Raw genomic sequence first — 16,985 nt, forward strand, 5'->3', positions numbered from 1 at the left:
AGGTAATCAATGTGAGGTGTTTTTATGGAAAATATGAAGCGAGTCTTATTATTGGGGACGGGACCTGCTGCCTTGCAACTGGCGGTTACTCTTAAAAGGGAATTTCGCTGCCGGCTCGGAATTGCCGGAAGGGAATCGGTCCGTTCCGCTGATTTCTTCGAATCACTTGCAGTAAATGATCAGAAGGTTTGCGTGAGTATTCAAAACAAAAAGCATCATGCTATGGAAGGCGAAGCTTGTATTGACGATGTATTTCGAGGCTTCGAAACCATTGAAGGGGCATGGGATAGTCTCTTTCTTGCAGTGACCACGGATGCTTATATAGATGTGATCCGGCAAATTCATCCTGACGTTCTGTGCAAGGTCAAAAGCTTAGTGCTGATTTCACCGACTCTCGGCTCCAATCAGCTGGTCTCCGGCTACATCCGGCGCTTGAATCCGGATGCGGAAATCATAAGTTTCTCTACGTATATCGGGGACACGAGGTGGATGGATAACAGGGTATCCAACCATGTCATCACAACGGCGGTTAAGAAAAAAGTCTTTATCGGATCTACGAGGGGGCGTTCTCCTCTTATCGATGCGTTATGCCGTCTGCACAAGGGCCTCGATATAGATTTAGAAGTCATGCGGACGCCTCTGGAAGCAGAGGCGAGGAACATCTCGCTCTACGTTCACCCTGCTTTGTTCATGAATGATTTTTCACTAAGCGCCATTTTTGACGAATCGAATGACATTCCCAAATATGTCTACAAGCTCTTCCCGGAAGGGCCCATTACACAGAATCTGATCCGTAATATGAGATCGCAATGGAGCGAGATGATGAGTATTTTAGACAAGTTAGGGATACCAAGCATCAATTTGCTGAAATTCATGACCGATGATAACTATCCCGTACGGAACGAAAGCTTGTCGCGTGAGGATATCGAAGGTTTTAACCATTTACAGGCCGTTCATCAAGAGTATTTGTTGTTCATACGTTACGCTTCCTTGTTAATCGATCCCTTCTCGCAGCCAGATCAAGACGGGAAATACTTCGATTTCTCGGCGGTTCCGATTCGGAAGATATTTGTCAATAAGGAAGGAAGCCTGGATATCCCGAGGATGCCCAAGGAGGATTATTACCGGGTAAAGATCATCCAAGGCATTGCCAGAAATCTCAAGGTGAATTGCCCCACTATCGATCGCTTCATTGATACGTATGAGAACAAAATTACAAGTGTGTCGCTAGCTAATCAAGGCCGAGTATTGTCAGACGCCTTCCAGATCCAAAGTTTCGAGGAGGATCTGAAATGGATAGGCGAGGAGATGTCTAACGTATAGCCTTTTGCGTTTACATATAACAACCAGATAAATAGGAGGAAGACTGTGAGAAGAACAACTTTATGGCTATGGATGCTTATGGTTATGACCGCGCTTTTGGCTGCGTGTGGAGCTGAGAATCAGGGAAGCAAGGACACAACCAAGCTCCAAGACGAAATCATTTATGCAACAGCGAAAGATATTCATGATATGAATCCACATTTATACACAGGATCGATGCCGGCTCAAGGAATGGTTTACGAATCACTGGTAGAGAACACAAAAGAAGGAATAAAGCCGCTTCTGGCGGAATCCTGGGACCTATCCGAGGATGGGAAGACGTACACCTTCCATTTAAGGAAAGATGTAAAGTTTCATGACGGGGAACCCTTTAATGCGGAAGCCGTCAGAATGAACATCGAAGCTGTGCAGCACAACGCGGATAAACATGCCTGGATCAAACTGTCGACCAAGATCAAGAGCATCAAGGTAGTGGATGAATATACCTTTCAATTGAATTTAAGCGAACCCTACTATCCTGCACTTGTTGAATTGTCTATGACGCGGCCTTATGTGTTCCTCTCTCCCAATGACTTCATTCAGGGAGAAACCAAGGATGGGGTGCAAGGACATAACGGAACCGGCCCCTACAAGTTTACAGAACATAAAATCGATGAGTATGCCACATTTACTGCCAATGAGGAGTATTGGGGAGGTCAGCCAAAAATCAAAAAAATAACGGCAAAGGTGCTTCCCGCCGGGGAAACGACCTTCCTGGCTATGCAAAAAGGAGAGGTGAACTTCGTATTCACCGATGATCGGGGCGCAGACAGCATCGACGTCCAGGCCATGAATCACCTGGTTGACGCCGGAACCTTTCAATTGGTTCGAAGCGAAGCCATGAATACAAAAATGATCGTGGCTAACAGCAGCAAAGCGGACAGTCCGGTAAGTGAAAAGGCAGTGCGCGAGGCCATTTGGCATGCGATAGATCGCGAAACGATCAGCAAGGATATCTTCGAAGGCACCGAATCGGTGGCGAATCGACTCTTCTCATCCAACGTCAACTATGCCGATGTTCAGCTGAAGGAGCGTGGTTATGACCTCCAAGCTGCAGAGCGAATTCTGGAGCAAGCCGGTTGGACAAAGGACGGTGAGGGCGATGCCAGAATGAAGGACGGGAAACGCTTGACCATCAAATTATACTATGACAGTAACTCAGCTTCGCAAAAAACGCAGGCGGAATATATTCAGAATACGGTGGGCGGGATTGGAATCAAGCTGGATCTCATCGGCGAGGAGTCGAGTTCCATTGCGAATCGACGCTCTACAGGGGATTACGAATTATTATTCAATCAGACCTGGGGATTGGCCTATGACCCTCAGAGCACGATTTTTGCATTCACTTCGGAAGCGTCATATCTGCATACAACCAAGGGAATCGCAGAAGCGGATCACCTCTATGACCTGATTCAGCAGGTTATGGTTTCTACCGACGAGGAAGTCAGAAAGTCGTTGTATGCTGAAATCCTGCAAATTGTTCACGATGAAGCGGTATTCATTCCGATTTCCAACGGGAGTGTCACGGTGCTGGCGCCCAAGAGCCTGCAAGGTATTGCATTCAAGCAAACTCAGTTCGAACTGCCCTTTGAGCAAATGTATTTTGAATAGTTCGGTCTGACCGCTGAATCCTAATTCGACAAGGAGTCCTTATGGGAAGTTATGTTGTAAAAAGATTACTGATCTCTGTTCCGATCCTGTTCATCATTTCGTTTCTGACCTTTCTGCTGATTAACCTGTCGCCCATGGATCCTGCAGAAGTCGTACTCCGGGCGCAAGAAGTTCCCGAGATAACGGAAGAACTGTTGGCACAGACACGCGAAGAGTTGGGAATGAATCAGCCGTTCCTGAAACAGTATGCCGACTGGATGCTGGCCTGCCTTCGGTTAGACTTCGGGGAGTCTTATGTAACGGGACAGTCTGTGTGGTCCTTGATCAGCCCGGCCTTTGTCAATACATTCAAGCTGACGATGGTTTCATCCGTCATCATTATCTTCATGTCTATTCTTCTGGGGGTTGTATGCGCATTAAATGAAGGGAAAATACTGGATCGTTCCGTAAGAGGCGTCTCTTTTATTCTAACGTCGATGCCTTCGTACTGGCTTGCCTCGATATTGATCTGGTATCTATCGGTCCGCTTGGACTTGCTGCCCACCAGCGGTATGGACTCCTATCAGAGCTATATTCTCCCCGTCACCGTGATATCGGTAAGTTATGTGGGCATTTATTTTCGAAACGTCCGAAGTTCAATGCTTACCCAATTGGATGAAGGCTATGTGGTATATGGGAGAGCTTGCGGCTTGTCAGAGAGAAAGATTACCCAACATATTCTGAGGAATTCCCTGCAGGTGGCCGTGTCCATATTCTGCATGGCGATCCCTATTATTTTGGGGAGTACTGTCGTGATTGAGAACGTATTTGCCTGGCCGGGCCTTGGACGACTGAGCGTAAAATCCATCCTGAGCAGGGATTTTCCGGTGATACAGGCGTATGTTCTTATTTTAGCGGTAACCTTCGTGCTGTTTAACACGTTGTCGGACGTAATCAACGCTGCGCTGAATCCGAAATTAAGAAAGGAATTGTGATGAGCACACTCAAAAATTTGACTAGAGACAAACTGGCCAGCCTGTCACTAGTCGTTATCGCCACAATCGTTGTTGTCGGCCTGTTTGCTCCCTTCTTTGCGCCGCACGATCCTAACCAAGTCGATATGAAACTTCGCTTCGCTCATTCATCCTGGTCGTATTGGCTTGGCAATGATCATTTGGGAAGATGCATTTTATCCAGACTGATCTATGGGATACGTCCCAGCGTTCTATGGGTTCTGGCCACCATGTTGGCATCGGTAGGTGTTGGCGCCATCGTTGGTTTCATAGCAGGTTATTTCAGAGGAAAAACGGATGCGTTCCTGATGAGAGTATGCGATGTGATGCTCTCATTTCCAGGGTATGTGATGACATTGGCCGTAGTCGGCATTCTGGGCGCCGGACTTGAGAACATCCTGATTGCTTTCGTAGCCATGAAATGGGCATGGTTTGCTCGCGTCATCCGTACATCGGTTCTCCAGTACACGGAAAAGGATTACGTTAAGTTCTCAAAAGCAATCGGCATCAGCAATCGAAGAATTATCCTCAGACACATCGTTCCCGTGACCTTCTCCGATATTGCCGTCATTGCCAGCGGTTCGATGTGTTCCATGATTTTACAAATCTCCGGGTTGTCATTCCTGGGGCTGGGTATCAAGGCTCCCAACGCCGAATGGGGAATGATGCTTAATGAAGCAAGAGAGGTTATGTTCTCTCGGCCCGAGCTGATGTTAGCGCCCGGCCTGGCTATTGTGATTGCTGTATCAGCATTTAATTTTCTGGCGGATGGACTTCAAGTCGCGCTTGATCCCAAACGCATGAAGTCCGGCAAGCAGCCGCAAATGACAGAGGTGGAGAAACCGGCTTATGAATATGCTAGAGGTTAATCATCTGAAGGTATGGGATGCCAGCGAGGGAAGAGAAATTATTCGTAACATTTCGTTTCAATTGAAGCAGGGAACCTGTCTTGCAATTGTAGGCGAAAGCGGGAGCGGGAAATCATTGACGTGCAGATCGATCATACGATTACATAGGCCTTGGATTCGTCAATCCGGGAAGATCCTGTACAAGGGTGAGCATCTGGAACATCTTTCAGATAAAGCAATGCGAAAAATAAGGGGCAAACACATCGGCATGATCATGCAGCACGGTATGGGAGCGTTTGATCCGTCCTCCGTGGTAGGCGTTCATGTCCAGGAGACACTGAGAACGCATTATGACTGGAGCAAGAGTATCGCTGAGGCCAATATGAAGAAGGCGATGGAAAGCGTCATGCTGGAGCAGCCTATGGAGATTTTGAACAAATACCCACACCAGTTATCAGGCGGCATGCTCCAACGATTGATGATTGCACTCACACTTGTACTGGAACCCGATATCATCATTGCCGATGAACCGACCACGGCGCTGGATACGATTTCGCAATTCGAGGTCGTTGAGCAGTTCATCCGTCTTCGGGAAAGAATGGGGGCTTCCATGATCTTTGTGTCGCATGATTTGGGGGTCGTAAAGAAGATTGCAGATGAGGTTGCGGTCATGAAAAACGGTATCATCGTGGAGACAGGGAGCGTTGAAGAGGTGTTTACCGCACCTCGGCATCCCTACACGCAATACCTGGTCTCTACCCGGCTTGAGCTCAGCCATCATTTCAATGTGCTCATGAACGGAGGGATGTAATGTGTTAACCGTGGTGAACGTCGAGAAATCCTACCGGACAGGCGGCATGTTTACTAGAAACAAACAACAGGTTCTGCATGGTGTAAGCTTTGAATGCGGCAATGGCGAAAGCCTTGGCATCATCGGTGAAAGCGGCAGCGGAAAATCAACGCTCGGACGCTTAGTTTTGGGTATTGAACAACCTGACCGCGGCAGTGTTCTGTATGAAGGAAAGCCTGTAAGACACCGGCATGTGCGATCCGGCAACATGAGTGCCGTGTTCCAGGATTATTCGTCGTCCATTAATCCATTCTTTACCGTGGAGGAAGCAATCCTGGAGGCACTGGCAATGCAAAAACCACTTCAGTCTGACAAGAGGAGCAAAATCGATCTGCTGCTGAAGCAGGTTGGATTGGACCCTTCATATAAAATGAAATACGCCCATGAGTTATCCGGAGGAGAGGCACAGCGAGTCTGCATTGCCAGAGCCGTTGCCACAGAACCAAAATGCATTGTGCTGGACGAGGCGATCAGTTCCCTGGACGTATCGGTGCAGATTCAAGTGCTTCGGTTGCTAAAGGAGCTTAAAGAAATATATCACATGAGTTACATTTTTATCACGCACGACATTCAAGCTGCCGCTTATCTGTGCGACCGAATCCTTATATTCAAAAGCGGCAAAGTTGTGGAAACGGTTCGTGTTGAGCAATTAAAAGAGGTCGAGTCCGACTACGCCAAAAAATTAATGAAGCATTTGATTACGTTCTGACGTTTATTCGCAAGCAGGAGGAGAGTCATTGTGAGTGGAGCCATGTCTTGGCCATTTTTACGTCTATATATGCTGGCACTTCTATATTTCAGCGCCAACGCCTTGCTCAATGTTATAATTCCGCTCCAGGGGGCCGCTTGGGGAGCGAGTAGTACAACCATCGGCCTTGTCATGGGAGCGTACATGCTTACAACCATGTTCTTTCGGCCCTGGGCCGGGCAATTGATCCAAAAGCATGGACCAGTCAAGGTGCTGCGACTGATTCTTTTGGTTAATGGCGCTGCCCTGATTTTATATACGTTTACAGGAATAGGCGGATATGTCCTGGCTCGAATCCTGCAAGGCGTTGCAACCGCATTTTTCTCGATGGCGCTCCAGATCGGAATCATCGATGCGCTGCCCGAGAAGGAACGATCCCAAGGAATATCATTCTATTCGTTATTCTCCTATATACCCGGGATCATCGGGCCGGTGTTCGCTTTAAGTCTCTGGCAGGCCAACGGCATGGATGCCTTTACCGTCATCCTGATCAGCATCGCCGTCTGTACCGGAGTATTCGGTTACACGGTCAAGATGGAGAAGGAGCCGAATACTGGCGAGAAATCGTCCGATAGTTTTGGAGTGATGGCCTCATTCGGGCAAATTGTAAAGAATCCGCATCTGTTCAAATGCAGCGTGCTGATGCTGTCCGCATCGATCATATTCGGAGCGGTAACGACGTTCATGCCATTATATGGTGCACAGCTGAATAGCGGCAGCGCCGGCATTTATTTGATGCTTCAGGCCGCGGTTGTTGTTGCCTCGCGGGTTCTCCTGAGAAAGCGAATCCCTTCCGATGGCAGATGGCATTCGTCATTTATTATGGGTACTATGCTGCTTATCACCTTGGCTTCGGCATGCATCAGTTTGTCTTCAGCGAAGGGGGCCATTCTACTGTATGCCGGGGCCATTCTTATGGGCGCTGCGCAAGCACTGCTGTATCCCACATTAACAACGTATTTGTCCTTTGTACTGCCTTCTGCGAATCGCAACGTGTTAATCGGGTTGTTTATTGCCACGGCTGACCTTGGTGTATCGATGGGGGGAGCCCTGATGGGGCCCATTTCAGATTATTATTCGTACTCCACGATGTATTTCATTTGCGCTATTTTAGGCATAGTGATGATTGTGTTTTCGTACGAGAGAAGAAAGAGTTCCGATGAATCAGTGATCCGTGTGGATTCTAATGATGGTCCGAGTACCAAGGGCTGATAAACGTTCAATTTATTTAAAAGCCATGAAGAGATTGCAAGAAGCTGACAGTTTAGAACTGTCAGCTTCTTGTGATTGTTCGCAAGGATTTGGTAAACAGCGGAGAAGTAAAGTAAAGAGTTGAAGGTTGTTGCAACAAGAGGGGTGTTTGATAATGAAAGCGTAGCCAATTCCCATTTATTTGCCCTTCATCCCGGTAGTCAAATAACCCTAAAACTTTCTGGACAATCACCCGCCGTTCCAGATTGACGGCAATTTCGGAGGAACCGCCGCTAGGGGAACGATTCGGTTTCAAGCAGAAACAGGGGCAGTATATCAAATCTCTTTAATATAAAAGTTAAGCAAAGAAGTGCTGGCGCACCGCTTGCAAGACCGCGTGCTTCTTTTTTTTGTTTTAATTACGGTACTCTTTTGCTTGACAATACGAGAAACTGATGGATAGCCCAGAATTCCTTGAAGGCTGAGCAAGTCCTTTCACAATTAACCAACACTCAGAGATCTGGTTGTGACAGAGTTATTTGTGTAAACGCCGCAAATGGAGCTTGGGCAAGTTTTTACTAAAATCATCATTTGAATTATTTTTCGACAAATACTTTAACACTAAGATGTAATCATGAGTGAAGGAAAACAAACATTCATGTAGCTTATGAAGGAAATCCTACAAGAAAGAGCGGGTGCATCTATGATTAGGTTTATATGGTTGGATCTTGGTTATACCCTGGTCAAGACCTACCGGGAAGAAGTGTATTTTAAAACCCTGCAGGTCTTTGACGTCTCCAAAACGCTTGATGAAATCACAATTGCGTATCATTTAGCAGACAAGCTGTTCATGAGAGAATTCCGGGGCGTTCTGGGTAAGGACAGTCGATCGTTCATGCCTTGGTACGTGGGCGTGCTCAACTATTATCTTCAATTGAGTTTGCCTATTGAAGAGATAATTCAGGTGCAACAGCGGATATTAAAAGATTCAGTAACGGGTTGGCGTGCATTTGATTTTAGCAAGCCTACATTGAGGTATCTAAGAGAGTTAGGATACAAGGTGGGCTTAATTTCGAATTGGGACAACACGGCAAGGGAGGTACTCCGACGCAACCAGCTAGATGAAGAGATGGCTGAAATCGTAATTTCTTCCGAGGTGAAACTGGAAAAGCCAGATCCAGCTATATTTACTTATGCTTTACAGAAAGCCGGAGTAACTGCGCAGCAGTCCCTTTACGTGGGAGACAACTACTATGATGATGTACTGGGTTCGCGCCAAGTTGGCATGGAATCTCTGCTAATCAATCCTTACGGCAAACAAGGAATTGAGGAGCTTGATTATGAACGGGTTATTTCCAGTTTGGAGGAGCTGCCCGCCTATTTGGGTCACCCGCCTAAGCTCAATTTGTCAGCGTGCTCCGTCGTTGGAGGAACTTGTCATGTCGAGAATTGAAGACAAGATTGCTGAGCAGTTTGAAAATTTGAGCCTTGGGAAAAAGAAAGTCGCTCACTACATCCAGAGTAATCTGCGTGAAGCTGCATTACAATCGGCACAACGAATTGCCGAGAAGTCGGATGTTAGCGAAGCTACCGTTCATCGGCTGGCTCAAGCACTTTCTTATTCAAGCTTCTCCGAGATGCAACAAGATTTACGGCGCATTGTAATTCAGGACCAGCGGGCGGTCCACAATTTTATTCAATCCACGAACCGGCAGGAACATTCGTGGCTGGAAAAGCACTTTACGCAAGAAGCTGAAAATATTCGCCAAACGATGATGCAGGTGGATCGGGCACAAATTCATGAGGCTGCGTCCTTGTTGTTGCAGGCAGATCGCGTTTGGGTTGCAGGCTGGAGAATGGGGTTGTCCGTCACATCTTTTTTCAGTTTTGTCATGAAATACATGCTGGGTAACTGCGAGTTAATTCCTCAAGGGGGAGTTGCGGAGTATGTTTCGTATATTAAACCGGGGGACGTAGTGTTTGCTTGCGGCTACCCGAGGTATTGTTCCAGAACGCTGAAATTATCCAGGCTCGCCAAGGAGCAACAGGCTAAACTGATCGTTCTCACAGATTCGGGTCTGTCCCCTTTTGCCAAGCTTGCTGATTTGGTATTGCTGGCAGAATGCAAATCCAACGGTTTTCTTGATTCATATACAGCCCCCTTAGCTGTAGTCAATGCTATCATCAATGAAATTTCTTATTTGGAGAAAGAACGGGTTCAAGGCAATCTTGAACGGATGGAATTGATGCTTAATGAGTTCCAAGACAGCTTTGAGTGGGTGCACAAACTCAAATGACCTCTAAAGAAGAGTAGAAAGGAAGCATCATGGAGCTTACAGTAATCGGCTATTGGGGAGCCTATCCCGCCAAAAATGAAGCAACCTCTGGCTATCTGCTTAGGCATGCGGACAGTGCGGTATTACTCGATTGCGGGAGTGGCGTCTTGTCACGGTTGCAAAATGAAATCAATTTGGAACAACTGGATGCGGTATTTATTACCCACACACATGCTGACCATTTTGCAGATGTTTATGCACTGGAGTTTTCCGCATTGGTGTTAACTCAGCTTGGTAAACGCACTCGCCCGTTAGATGTGTATATTTATGGGGAGAATCTAGCCAGTTTGAATTTTGCTTATCCTGATTATGTCCATGTGCATCCGATTGAACCGGCAAGAACGGTGAATGTTGGAGAACTGATGTTTTCATTTTCAGAGACTGTTCATGAAGTTCCCTGTTGTGCCATCAAAGCGACAACCCGGGAAGGAGCAAATCTAATCTATTCAGGAGATACAGGATATTGCAGCAGTTTTATTGAATTTGCGGAAAACGCTGACCTGCTTGTTCTGGAGTGCAGCCTCTATGATGTGCAGAAGGGAGTGCTGGATGGTCATCTTACTGCAGGGGAAGCAGGGGAGATTGCTCGCTTAGCCAACGCCGGATATTTGATCCTGACGCATTTTCCGCATTATGGCGACCAGCGGCAACTTGCCATGGAGGCAGCACGTAACTATAGCGGTCCTATCGAATTAGCTTATTCGGGATTGAAATGGAGCTTCTAGTATTCTATTAGAATAAAAATTCATATGCAGGGAGAGGAGTTTTACCATGATGAACTTGAAGAAGACATTAGTGGCGGGTTTGTCTACACTTACTTTATTTGCGGTAATCATTTCGGGATGCGGTGGAAATGCCCAACCAGCGGCAACGGGCAATAAGCCCGAAACCTCTACAGAAACAGCGGCAGAATCGGATCAGGATAAGATTATAGAAGGGGGTACAGTAAGAGTAGCTATCGCTACCGAACCGGATAATCTGGACCCCTATCTTTCTGCAGCAACGGATACGAACTCTATGATGGATAACGTATTTGACGGCTTATTTGAAGCGGGTGAGAAGGGTGATCTCATTCCGGCAATCGCGGAGTCGTATGAAGTATCTGAGGATGGGCTTATCTATACTTTTAATATAAAAAAGAATGTGGTGTTCCACGACGGCTCTCCTCTTACGTCGGATGATGTTTCTTATTCTTATGCGAAATTGGCTGGATTGGATGGACAAGAGCCCCTTTCCTCCAAGTTCTCCGGCATTAAGAGCATCGAGAACCCGGATGACTACACCGTTGTAGTCAAGCTTAAAGAACGTGATGCTGCTTTTATGGCAGCTAATATCGTGGGTATTGTGCCCAAAAATTATGAGCAACAAAGCCAGAAGCCTATAGGAGCGGGTCCTTTCAAATTCGTGGAATATCAGCCCGGACAGCAACTGGTACTGGAAAAAAATGCAGATTTCTACGACAACGAGCGGATGCCCAAGCTGGATCGCATTGAATTTAAAATAATGCCTGACGCCAATTCATCGATCCTGGCATTGCAATCAGGAGATATTGATATGGTGCCAGGCGTTAGCGAACAAGGGGCTATGCAGTTAGGGGATGGCTATTCCATCGTATCTGGTCCGCAGAACATGGTTCAATTGATGGCTTTAAACAATTCGGTCAAGCCGCTGGACGATGTAAGAGTACGCCAGGCAATCAATTTTGCGATTGACAAGAATGTCATCATTCAAACGGTAGCAGACGGAAACGGTACTCCATTAGGTTCGAATATGAGTCCTGCGATGAAAATGTACTATCAGGAAGGGTTAGAAAGTCGCTATGAACCGAATATCGAGCAAGCAAAATCATTGTTAAAAGAGGCAGGCTATGAGAATGGTTTTGATTTGACGATTACCGTGCCTTCCAACTATCAATTCCATGTGGATACCGCTCAGGTCATTAGCGAACAGCTCAAGCAGGTTGGCATTCGAGCGGCACTCAAGCAAATTGAATGGAGCAGTTGGCTGGAGGATGTCTATAATAACGCCAAGTATGAGGCCACCATTATAGGTTTGACCGGAAAACTGGATCCAAACGAGGTACTGGGGCGTTATGAATCAAGCTATGCAAAAAACTTCTATAAATTCAGTAATAGCGAATTTGACGATTTGGTGGGTCAAGCTCGAACCGAGCTGGATGAGAAGGCGCGAGCTGACCTTTACAAGCAAGCGCAAGAGCTGTTGACCGATCAAGCTGTAGCGGTATTTATTATGGATCCCGGCCGGAATGTAGCGATGAAGAAAAGCCTCAAAGGCTTTAAAATGTATCCCGTGCAAAAGTATGACTTCGCTCCAATGTACTTTACGGAAGAATAATTTAGGGGACATGCATCTTGAGATTTTATATTCGAAAGCTGATTATGCTGGCTGCTACTGTGTTACTGGTTTCGGTTATCACCTTTCTTGTGTTTCAGGTGTTGCCCGGTGATCCTGCTCAGATTATTTTGGGAGTGGACGCAGATCCGCATCAGTTGGCGGCGCTACGGGATACGATGGGTCTTGATCGACCTGTGGGAGAACGGTATGTAGCTTGGATTAAAAATGCGGCTGTGGGCGATTTGGGCGAATCACTACGCTACCATCGTCCGGTAACGGAGATTTTGGCAGAGCGGGTGCCTGTAACGGTTTCACTTGCGCTATTCTCCTTGGCGCTGAAGCTGCTGATTGGTATTCCCTTGGGAATTCTTATCGCCAGATACGACGGTAAATGGCCGGCCGTATGGCTGTCCGCTTTCACTCAGCTAGGAGTAGCAATGCCATCCTTTTGGCTTGCATTTATTCTCATCCTGGTCTTCTCGGTTACGTTCCGTCTATTTCCAACGTATGGATATGTTCCTTGGGGAGAGAATCCGATTGCCGCTATACGTTCTTTATTTCTGCCGTCGCTGGCTCTATCCATTCCCGGTATTGCTGTTGTGATGAGATATTTACGCAATACTTTATTGGACCAGACTCGCATGGATTATGTACGAACAGCCAGGAGTAAGGGGGTGCGAGAGAGGGCCATTATGTACCGACATATTTTGCGCAATGCCCTAATCCCGGTGGTGACGATAGTGGGTCTCATCATTACCGATACCCTCGGGGGCAGTATTGTGGTAGAGAATGTATTTGCCCTTCCGGGCCTCGGGAACCTGCTGATTACTTCCATTGGCACTCGCGATTTGCCATTGGTGCAAACCCTTGTTTTGTACATTGCTATATTGGTAGCGGGGATCAATTTTATCATTGATTTGCTGTATAAAGTGATTGATCCCCGTATTCGAATAAAAAGGTGAGGAACGATGAACGTAAAATCATGGCTCCACAGCAAGCCGCTTGTCTTCGGCGGGGTGCTGGTTATTATGCTAATGCTGTTCATGCTGACAGGATTATTCTATACCCCTTACGAGCCCAATGAAATGAATACCTCGATGAGGCTGGCTCCGCCACAGACCAGCCATATCTGGGGAACTGACAATTTTGGCCGGGATATCTTCAGCCGAATTATGGAGGGAGCACAGACTGCATTTTTGATTGGTTTCTCCTCTGTTTTTATTGGTTTGTCCTGCGGTCTGCTGTTAGGGGCAATTGCTGGATATTTCGGAGGATGGCTAGATGAGTTGATTATGCGGTTCATAGATGCTATGCAGGCCTTTCCGGGCATCCTGCTTGCTATTATGCTGGTTTCGGTGTTTGGCCCGGGTTTGAACAATACGATATTGGCTTTAGGACTGATGAGTATTCCTTCTTTTTCTCGGATAGCCCGGAGTGGATTTATTCAATACAAGGAGTTTGACTTTGTTAAGGCTTCTGTAGCCAAGGGAGCAGGACCATGGCGTATTATTGTTCGGCATATCTTGCCCAATATGGTATCCCCTTTGATTGTTGCGGCGTCGTTAGGGTTCTCTGGTTCAGTGTTGGCGGAAGCCGGACTTAGTTATCTGGGACTTGGCGTACAGCCGCCGGACCCAAGTTGGGGACGGATGTTGAGTGAAGCCCAACCGTTCATTATGAATGCGCCGTGGTATGTCATCATAACCGGTGTGATCATGACGGCCATGGTATTAGGATTCAATCTGCTCGGTGATGGTATTCGGGATATTTACAATAAGAAGAGTTAGGGGGGAAAGCATGTGAAATCGGAACTTTTGGAAGTACGGGATCTGAAGGTGGCGTTTACCAGTAGGAAAGCTTCCCTTCCGGCGCTTCAGAACATATCCTTTGCATTGAGGGAGGGTGAAGTGCTCGGTATCGTTGGCGAATCAGGCTGTGGTAAGAGCCTGACTTCACTTTCGGTAATGGGATTATTACCCAAGGGGGCTGAGGTTACCGGCGGGGAAATTGTACTAGCGGGGAAAAATTTGTGTGAATTCAGTGCAGAAGAATGGTGCAAGGTTCGGGGCAAGCAAGCTGCCATGATTTTTCAAGATCCCATGACGGCCTTAAATCCCCTGGTTCCAATCGGCTGGCAGATTGCGGAAACGGCTATGGTCCATATGCCGGTTTCCCGCAAGGAAGCCCATAGGCTTGCTCTCGATATGATGGAGCGGGTGGGGCTCCCTCGTGCGGAGCAGTTATTCCGTGAATACCCACATCAATTATCGGGTGGTATGCGTCAGCGGGTGATGATTGCAATGGCGCTGATTTGCAAACCACAATTGTTGATTGCTGATGAGCCAACAACTGCACTGGATGTAACCATTCAAGCACAGATCTTAAGTTTGCTGCAGGTTATGAAGGAGGAGACCGGAGCAGCCATGCTTTTTATTTCACATGACCTGGGTGTCATTCGTGAGATTAGCGACAGGGTTATGGTCATGTATGCCGGTTATGTTGTAGAAGAGGCCCCGGTGAAGGAGTTGCTGAATGATCCGAAGCATCCTTACACGGTGGGACTGATGAAATCCATCCCCGATATTGAGCGTAAAGACAAACCGCTGTATACTATTCCAGGCCGTGTGCCTTCCCTTGCAGAACGTGGAGAAGGATGTCCGTTTACAAGCCGATGTCCTCATGCGGAGAGTCTCTGCTTAACTCATGTGCCTCCGCTCACAGAACAAACGGCTAATCATTTCGTTCGTTGTCACCTGTATACGAATCCGGGGAGGGATTGGGAGGGGGACGAATGAATACGGCGTTGATTGAGATTGAGGGATTGGTCAAATATTATGCCGTTCCAAGGCAAGGTCTATGGGAAAGCCAGCAGTATGTGAAAGCGGTGGATAACGTGTCGTTTACAATCCGTGAAGGCGAAACCTTTGGGCTGGTTGGGGAGAGCGGCTGCGGCAAATCTACAACGGGTCAATTGCTGGTGCGGCTGCTGCAGCAGACCGGGGGCAGCATACGTTACCGGGGTAGAGACGTTACGGGACTGGACCGCCGAGAAATGAGGATATTGCGGCAGGAAATACAAATCGTATTTCAGGACCCCTATGCCTCCCTAAACCCCAAAAAGCAGATTGGCTGGATCCTGGAGGAGCCGCTAATTATACATCGTATTGGCGATAAGCAGGAAAGACGGAAGATTGTCGCCTCTGTGCTGGAGCAAGTGGGGCTGGATAACAGTTTTCTGAAGAGGTATCCACATGAATTAAGTGGAGGTCAAAGGCAACGCGTCGGAATTGCTGCGGCGCTTGTCTTGAACCCTAAATTTATCGTTATTGATGAAGCGGTGTCAGCCCTGGACGTTTCCATTCAATCTCAAATACTTAATCTGCTTAAAGAATTACAACATCGGCATGGCTTGACGTATCTGTTCATTTCCCACGATTTGAATGTAATTCAGTATATGAGCGATCGAATCGGGGTGATGTATCTGGGGCGATTGGCAGAAATCATTGATGTTGCTCAAGCAGGAAGAGAACCGGTTCACCCCTATACACAGGCCTTATTTTCATCCATCCCCCAAGTGAAGGCAACACAGAGGGAGAGGATTTTACTCCAGGGGGATTTACCAAGTCCACTTACTCCCCCAACGGGATGCACATTTCATCCTCGCTGTCCCTATGCCATGGACAGATGCCATCAGGAGATGCCGGAGCTGAAGCCCTATTCGACGGGAAATATGGTAAGTTGTCATCTATATGAAGGGGAGGAAATCAAATGAATCTGGGAATCATCTCGGATCTCCATGTCGATTTGAACAAGCAGCCTCAAGATCTTCCTGTTCAGGAAGCACTGCTTGAGGTTGTGAAAGAGCGGGAATTGACTCATCTAATCGTTGCTGGAGATATATCTAATGATTCGCACCTCAGTTTGAGCGTGCTTCATGAACTGCGTGAGAGAAGTGGTATCCCGGTATTGTTTGTCCCTGGAAACCACGATTACTGGAGCAAAGAGAATGGGATTACCGATACTTGGGAAATTTATAAAGCCTATCAATCCTTCCCGGGCTGCTTAAGTGAGCAGCCATATATTCTGAACGATGAGTGGGTCGTAATCGGCAATACGGGATGGTATGATTACACATTGGGAGAGCCCACGTATGGGTCTGCCGATTTCGAGAAAATGAAATTTGCGGATCGCACATGGCAAGACAGCATCTATGTTCATTGGGGAAGAAGCAACTCCGACATGCATCGTTATTTCTACGAGGCAATGGAACGGGAGCTTGCCGAGTATCAAGGCAAACAGATCATCCTGGTAACCCATATGCTGGGGCACCCGTTCTTCAAAGTGCCGATGCCGCATCCAAGGTGGGAATACTTCAATGCCTTCCTGGGAAGTGCAGAATATGCGGATTTGTACGTCAAATATAATGTTCATTACGCCGTGATGGGACATGTGCATTATCGAAAAAAGCATGTCCACCAAAATACGGAGATGGTTTGTGCTTGCTTGGGGTATCGCCAAGAATGGACACAAGAAGTCGCATTAGATGAAATACGCAGCTGCCTGCAAGTCATCTCTCTTTAAAATCTATCATAAACTATCGTCCATATAAAAAAGAAGCGTCGCGACTGGATTAACCGGATGTGGCGCTTTATTTTAACTAAGATGGGGTATTTCCAGCATCATCTTAATAGG

The 16,985-nt window shown here is 47.1% G+C and carries 16 protein-coding genes; all 16 read left to right on the forward strand.

Features of this window, described 5'->3' with window-relative positions; genetic code table 11:
- Positions 1–24 precede the first annotated feature (24 nt).
- The 16 genes from B9D94_RS13495 to B9D94_RS13570 all read left to right on the forward strand — a co-directional run bounded on the left by B9D94_RS13495 (position 25) and on the right by B9D94_RS13570 (position 16,874).
- Entirely contained in the window at positions 25–1,323 is a 1,299-nt protein-coding gene (locus B9D94_RS13495; RefSeq protein ID WP_006210265.1) for an opine metallophore biosynthesis dehydrogenase, read from the forward strand.
- Between the two features lie 78 nt (positions 1,324–1,401).
- Complete coding sequence (gene nikA, locus B9D94_RS13500) at positions 1,402–2,973, forward strand: staphylopine-dependent metal ABC transporter substrate-binding lipoprotein (RefSeq protein ID WP_172964048.1); 1,572 nt, start codon at positions 1,402–1,404, stop codon at positions 2,971–2,973.
- A 41-nt stretch (positions 2,974–3,014) separates the two neighbouring features.
- Positions 3,015–3,947 (forward strand): nickel/cobalt ABC transporter permease, encoded by a 933-nt coding sequence (opp1B, locus tag B9D94_RS13505; protein ID WP_148247247.1) that lies wholly within the window; start codon positions 3,015–3,017, stop codon positions 3,945–3,947.
- Positions 3,947–4,834 carry a staphylopine uptake ABC transporter permease subunit CntC gene (opp1C, locus tag B9D94_RS13510; RefSeq protein WP_006210263.1) on the forward strand — a complete coding sequence of 296 codons (888 nt, stop codon included), beginning with the start codon at positions 3,947–3,949 and terminating at the stop codon, positions 4,832–4,834. Before opp1B ends, opp1C begins: the two co-directional genes overlap by 1 nt.
- Positions 4,815–5,624: a staphylopine uptake ABC transporter ATP-binding protein CntD gene (locus tag B9D94_RS13515; RefSeq protein WP_148247248.1), complete on the forward strand. Its 810-nt coding sequence runs from the start codon at positions 4,815–4,817 to the stop codon at positions 5,622–5,624. The genes opp1C and B9D94_RS13515 overlap by 20 nt, the downstream gene beginning before the upstream one ends.
- Before the next feature lies 1 nt (position 5,625).
- The gene (locus B9D94_RS13520; protein WP_006210261.1) at positions 5,626–6,372 is read left to right on the forward strand and encodes an ABC transporter ATP-binding protein; all 747 of its coding nucleotides are present in this window, start codon (positions 5,626–5,628) and stop codon (positions 6,370–6,372) included.
- A gap of 30 nt (positions 6,373–6,402) precedes the next feature.
- Positions 6,403–7,623 carry a staphylopine family metallophore export MFS transporter CntE gene (locus B9D94_RS13525; protein ID WP_006210260.1) on the forward strand — a complete coding sequence of 407 codons (1,221 nt, stop codon included), beginning with the start codon at positions 6,403–6,405 and terminating at the stop codon, positions 7,621–7,623.
- A 682-nt stretch (positions 7,624–8,305) separates the two neighbouring features.
- Positions 8,306–9,055, forward strand: a complete 750-nt coding sequence (locus B9D94_RS13530) for an HAD family hydrolase (RefSeq protein WP_148248783.1) — start codon at positions 8,306–8,308, stop codon at positions 9,053–9,055.
- The gene (locus tag B9D94_RS13535; protein ID WP_235187336.1) at positions 9,027–9,899 is read left to right on the forward strand and encodes a MurR/RpiR family transcriptional regulator; all 873 of its coding nucleotides are present in this window, start codon (positions 9,027–9,029) and stop codon (positions 9,897–9,899) included. Before B9D94_RS13530 ends, B9D94_RS13535 begins: the two co-directional genes overlap by 29 nt.
- 29 nt (positions 9,900–9,928) lie before the next feature.
- The gene (locus tag B9D94_RS13540; protein ID WP_006210257.1) at positions 9,929–10,663 is read left to right on the forward strand and encodes an MBL fold metallo-hydrolase; all 735 of its coding nucleotides are present in this window, start codon (positions 9,929–9,931) and stop codon (positions 10,661–10,663) included.
- A gap of 46 nt (positions 10,664–10,709) precedes the next feature.
- Positions 10,710–12,293 carry an ABC transporter substrate-binding protein gene (locus tag B9D94_RS13545; RefSeq protein ID WP_148247249.1) on the forward strand — a complete coding sequence of 528 codons (1,584 nt, stop codon included), beginning with the start codon at positions 10,710–10,712 and terminating at the stop codon, positions 12,291–12,293.
- A gap of 17 nt (positions 12,294–12,310) precedes the next feature.
- Positions 12,311–13,255 (forward strand): ABC transporter permease, encoded by a 945-nt coding sequence (locus B9D94_RS13550; protein ID WP_148247250.1) that lies wholly within the window; start codon positions 12,311–12,313, stop codon positions 13,253–13,255.
- Positions 13,256–13,261: 6 nt separating this feature from the next.
- On the forward strand, positions 13,262–14,080 hold the full coding sequence (locus B9D94_RS13555; protein WP_006210255.1) for an ABC transporter permease: 819 nt from the start codon (positions 13,262–13,264) through the stop codon (positions 14,078–14,080).
- Positions 14,081–14,092: 12 nt separating this feature from the next.
- Entirely contained in the window at positions 14,093–15,088 is a 996-nt protein-coding gene (locus B9D94_RS13560; protein ID WP_006210254.1) for an ABC transporter ATP-binding protein, read from the forward strand.
- Positions 15,085–16,065, forward strand: a complete 981-nt coding sequence (locus B9D94_RS13565) for an ABC transporter ATP-binding protein (protein WP_006210253.1) — start codon at positions 15,085–15,087, stop codon at positions 16,063–16,065. The genes B9D94_RS13560 and B9D94_RS13565 overlap by 4 nt, the downstream gene beginning before the upstream one ends.
- The gene (locus B9D94_RS13570) at positions 16,062–16,874 is read left to right on the forward strand and encodes a metallophosphoesterase (protein ID WP_006210252.1); all 813 of its coding nucleotides are present in this window, start codon (positions 16,062–16,064) and stop codon (positions 16,872–16,874) included. The genes B9D94_RS13565 and B9D94_RS13570 overlap by 4 nt, the downstream gene beginning before the upstream one ends.
- Positions 16,875–16,985: the final 111 nt, after the last annotated feature.

The sequence above is a fragment of the Paenibacillus sp. Cedars genome (genome assembly GCF_003184205.1).
GTDB lineage: Bacteria > Bacillota > Bacilli > Paenibacillales > Paenibacillaceae > Paenibacillus_AQ > Paenibacillus_AQ glucanolyticus.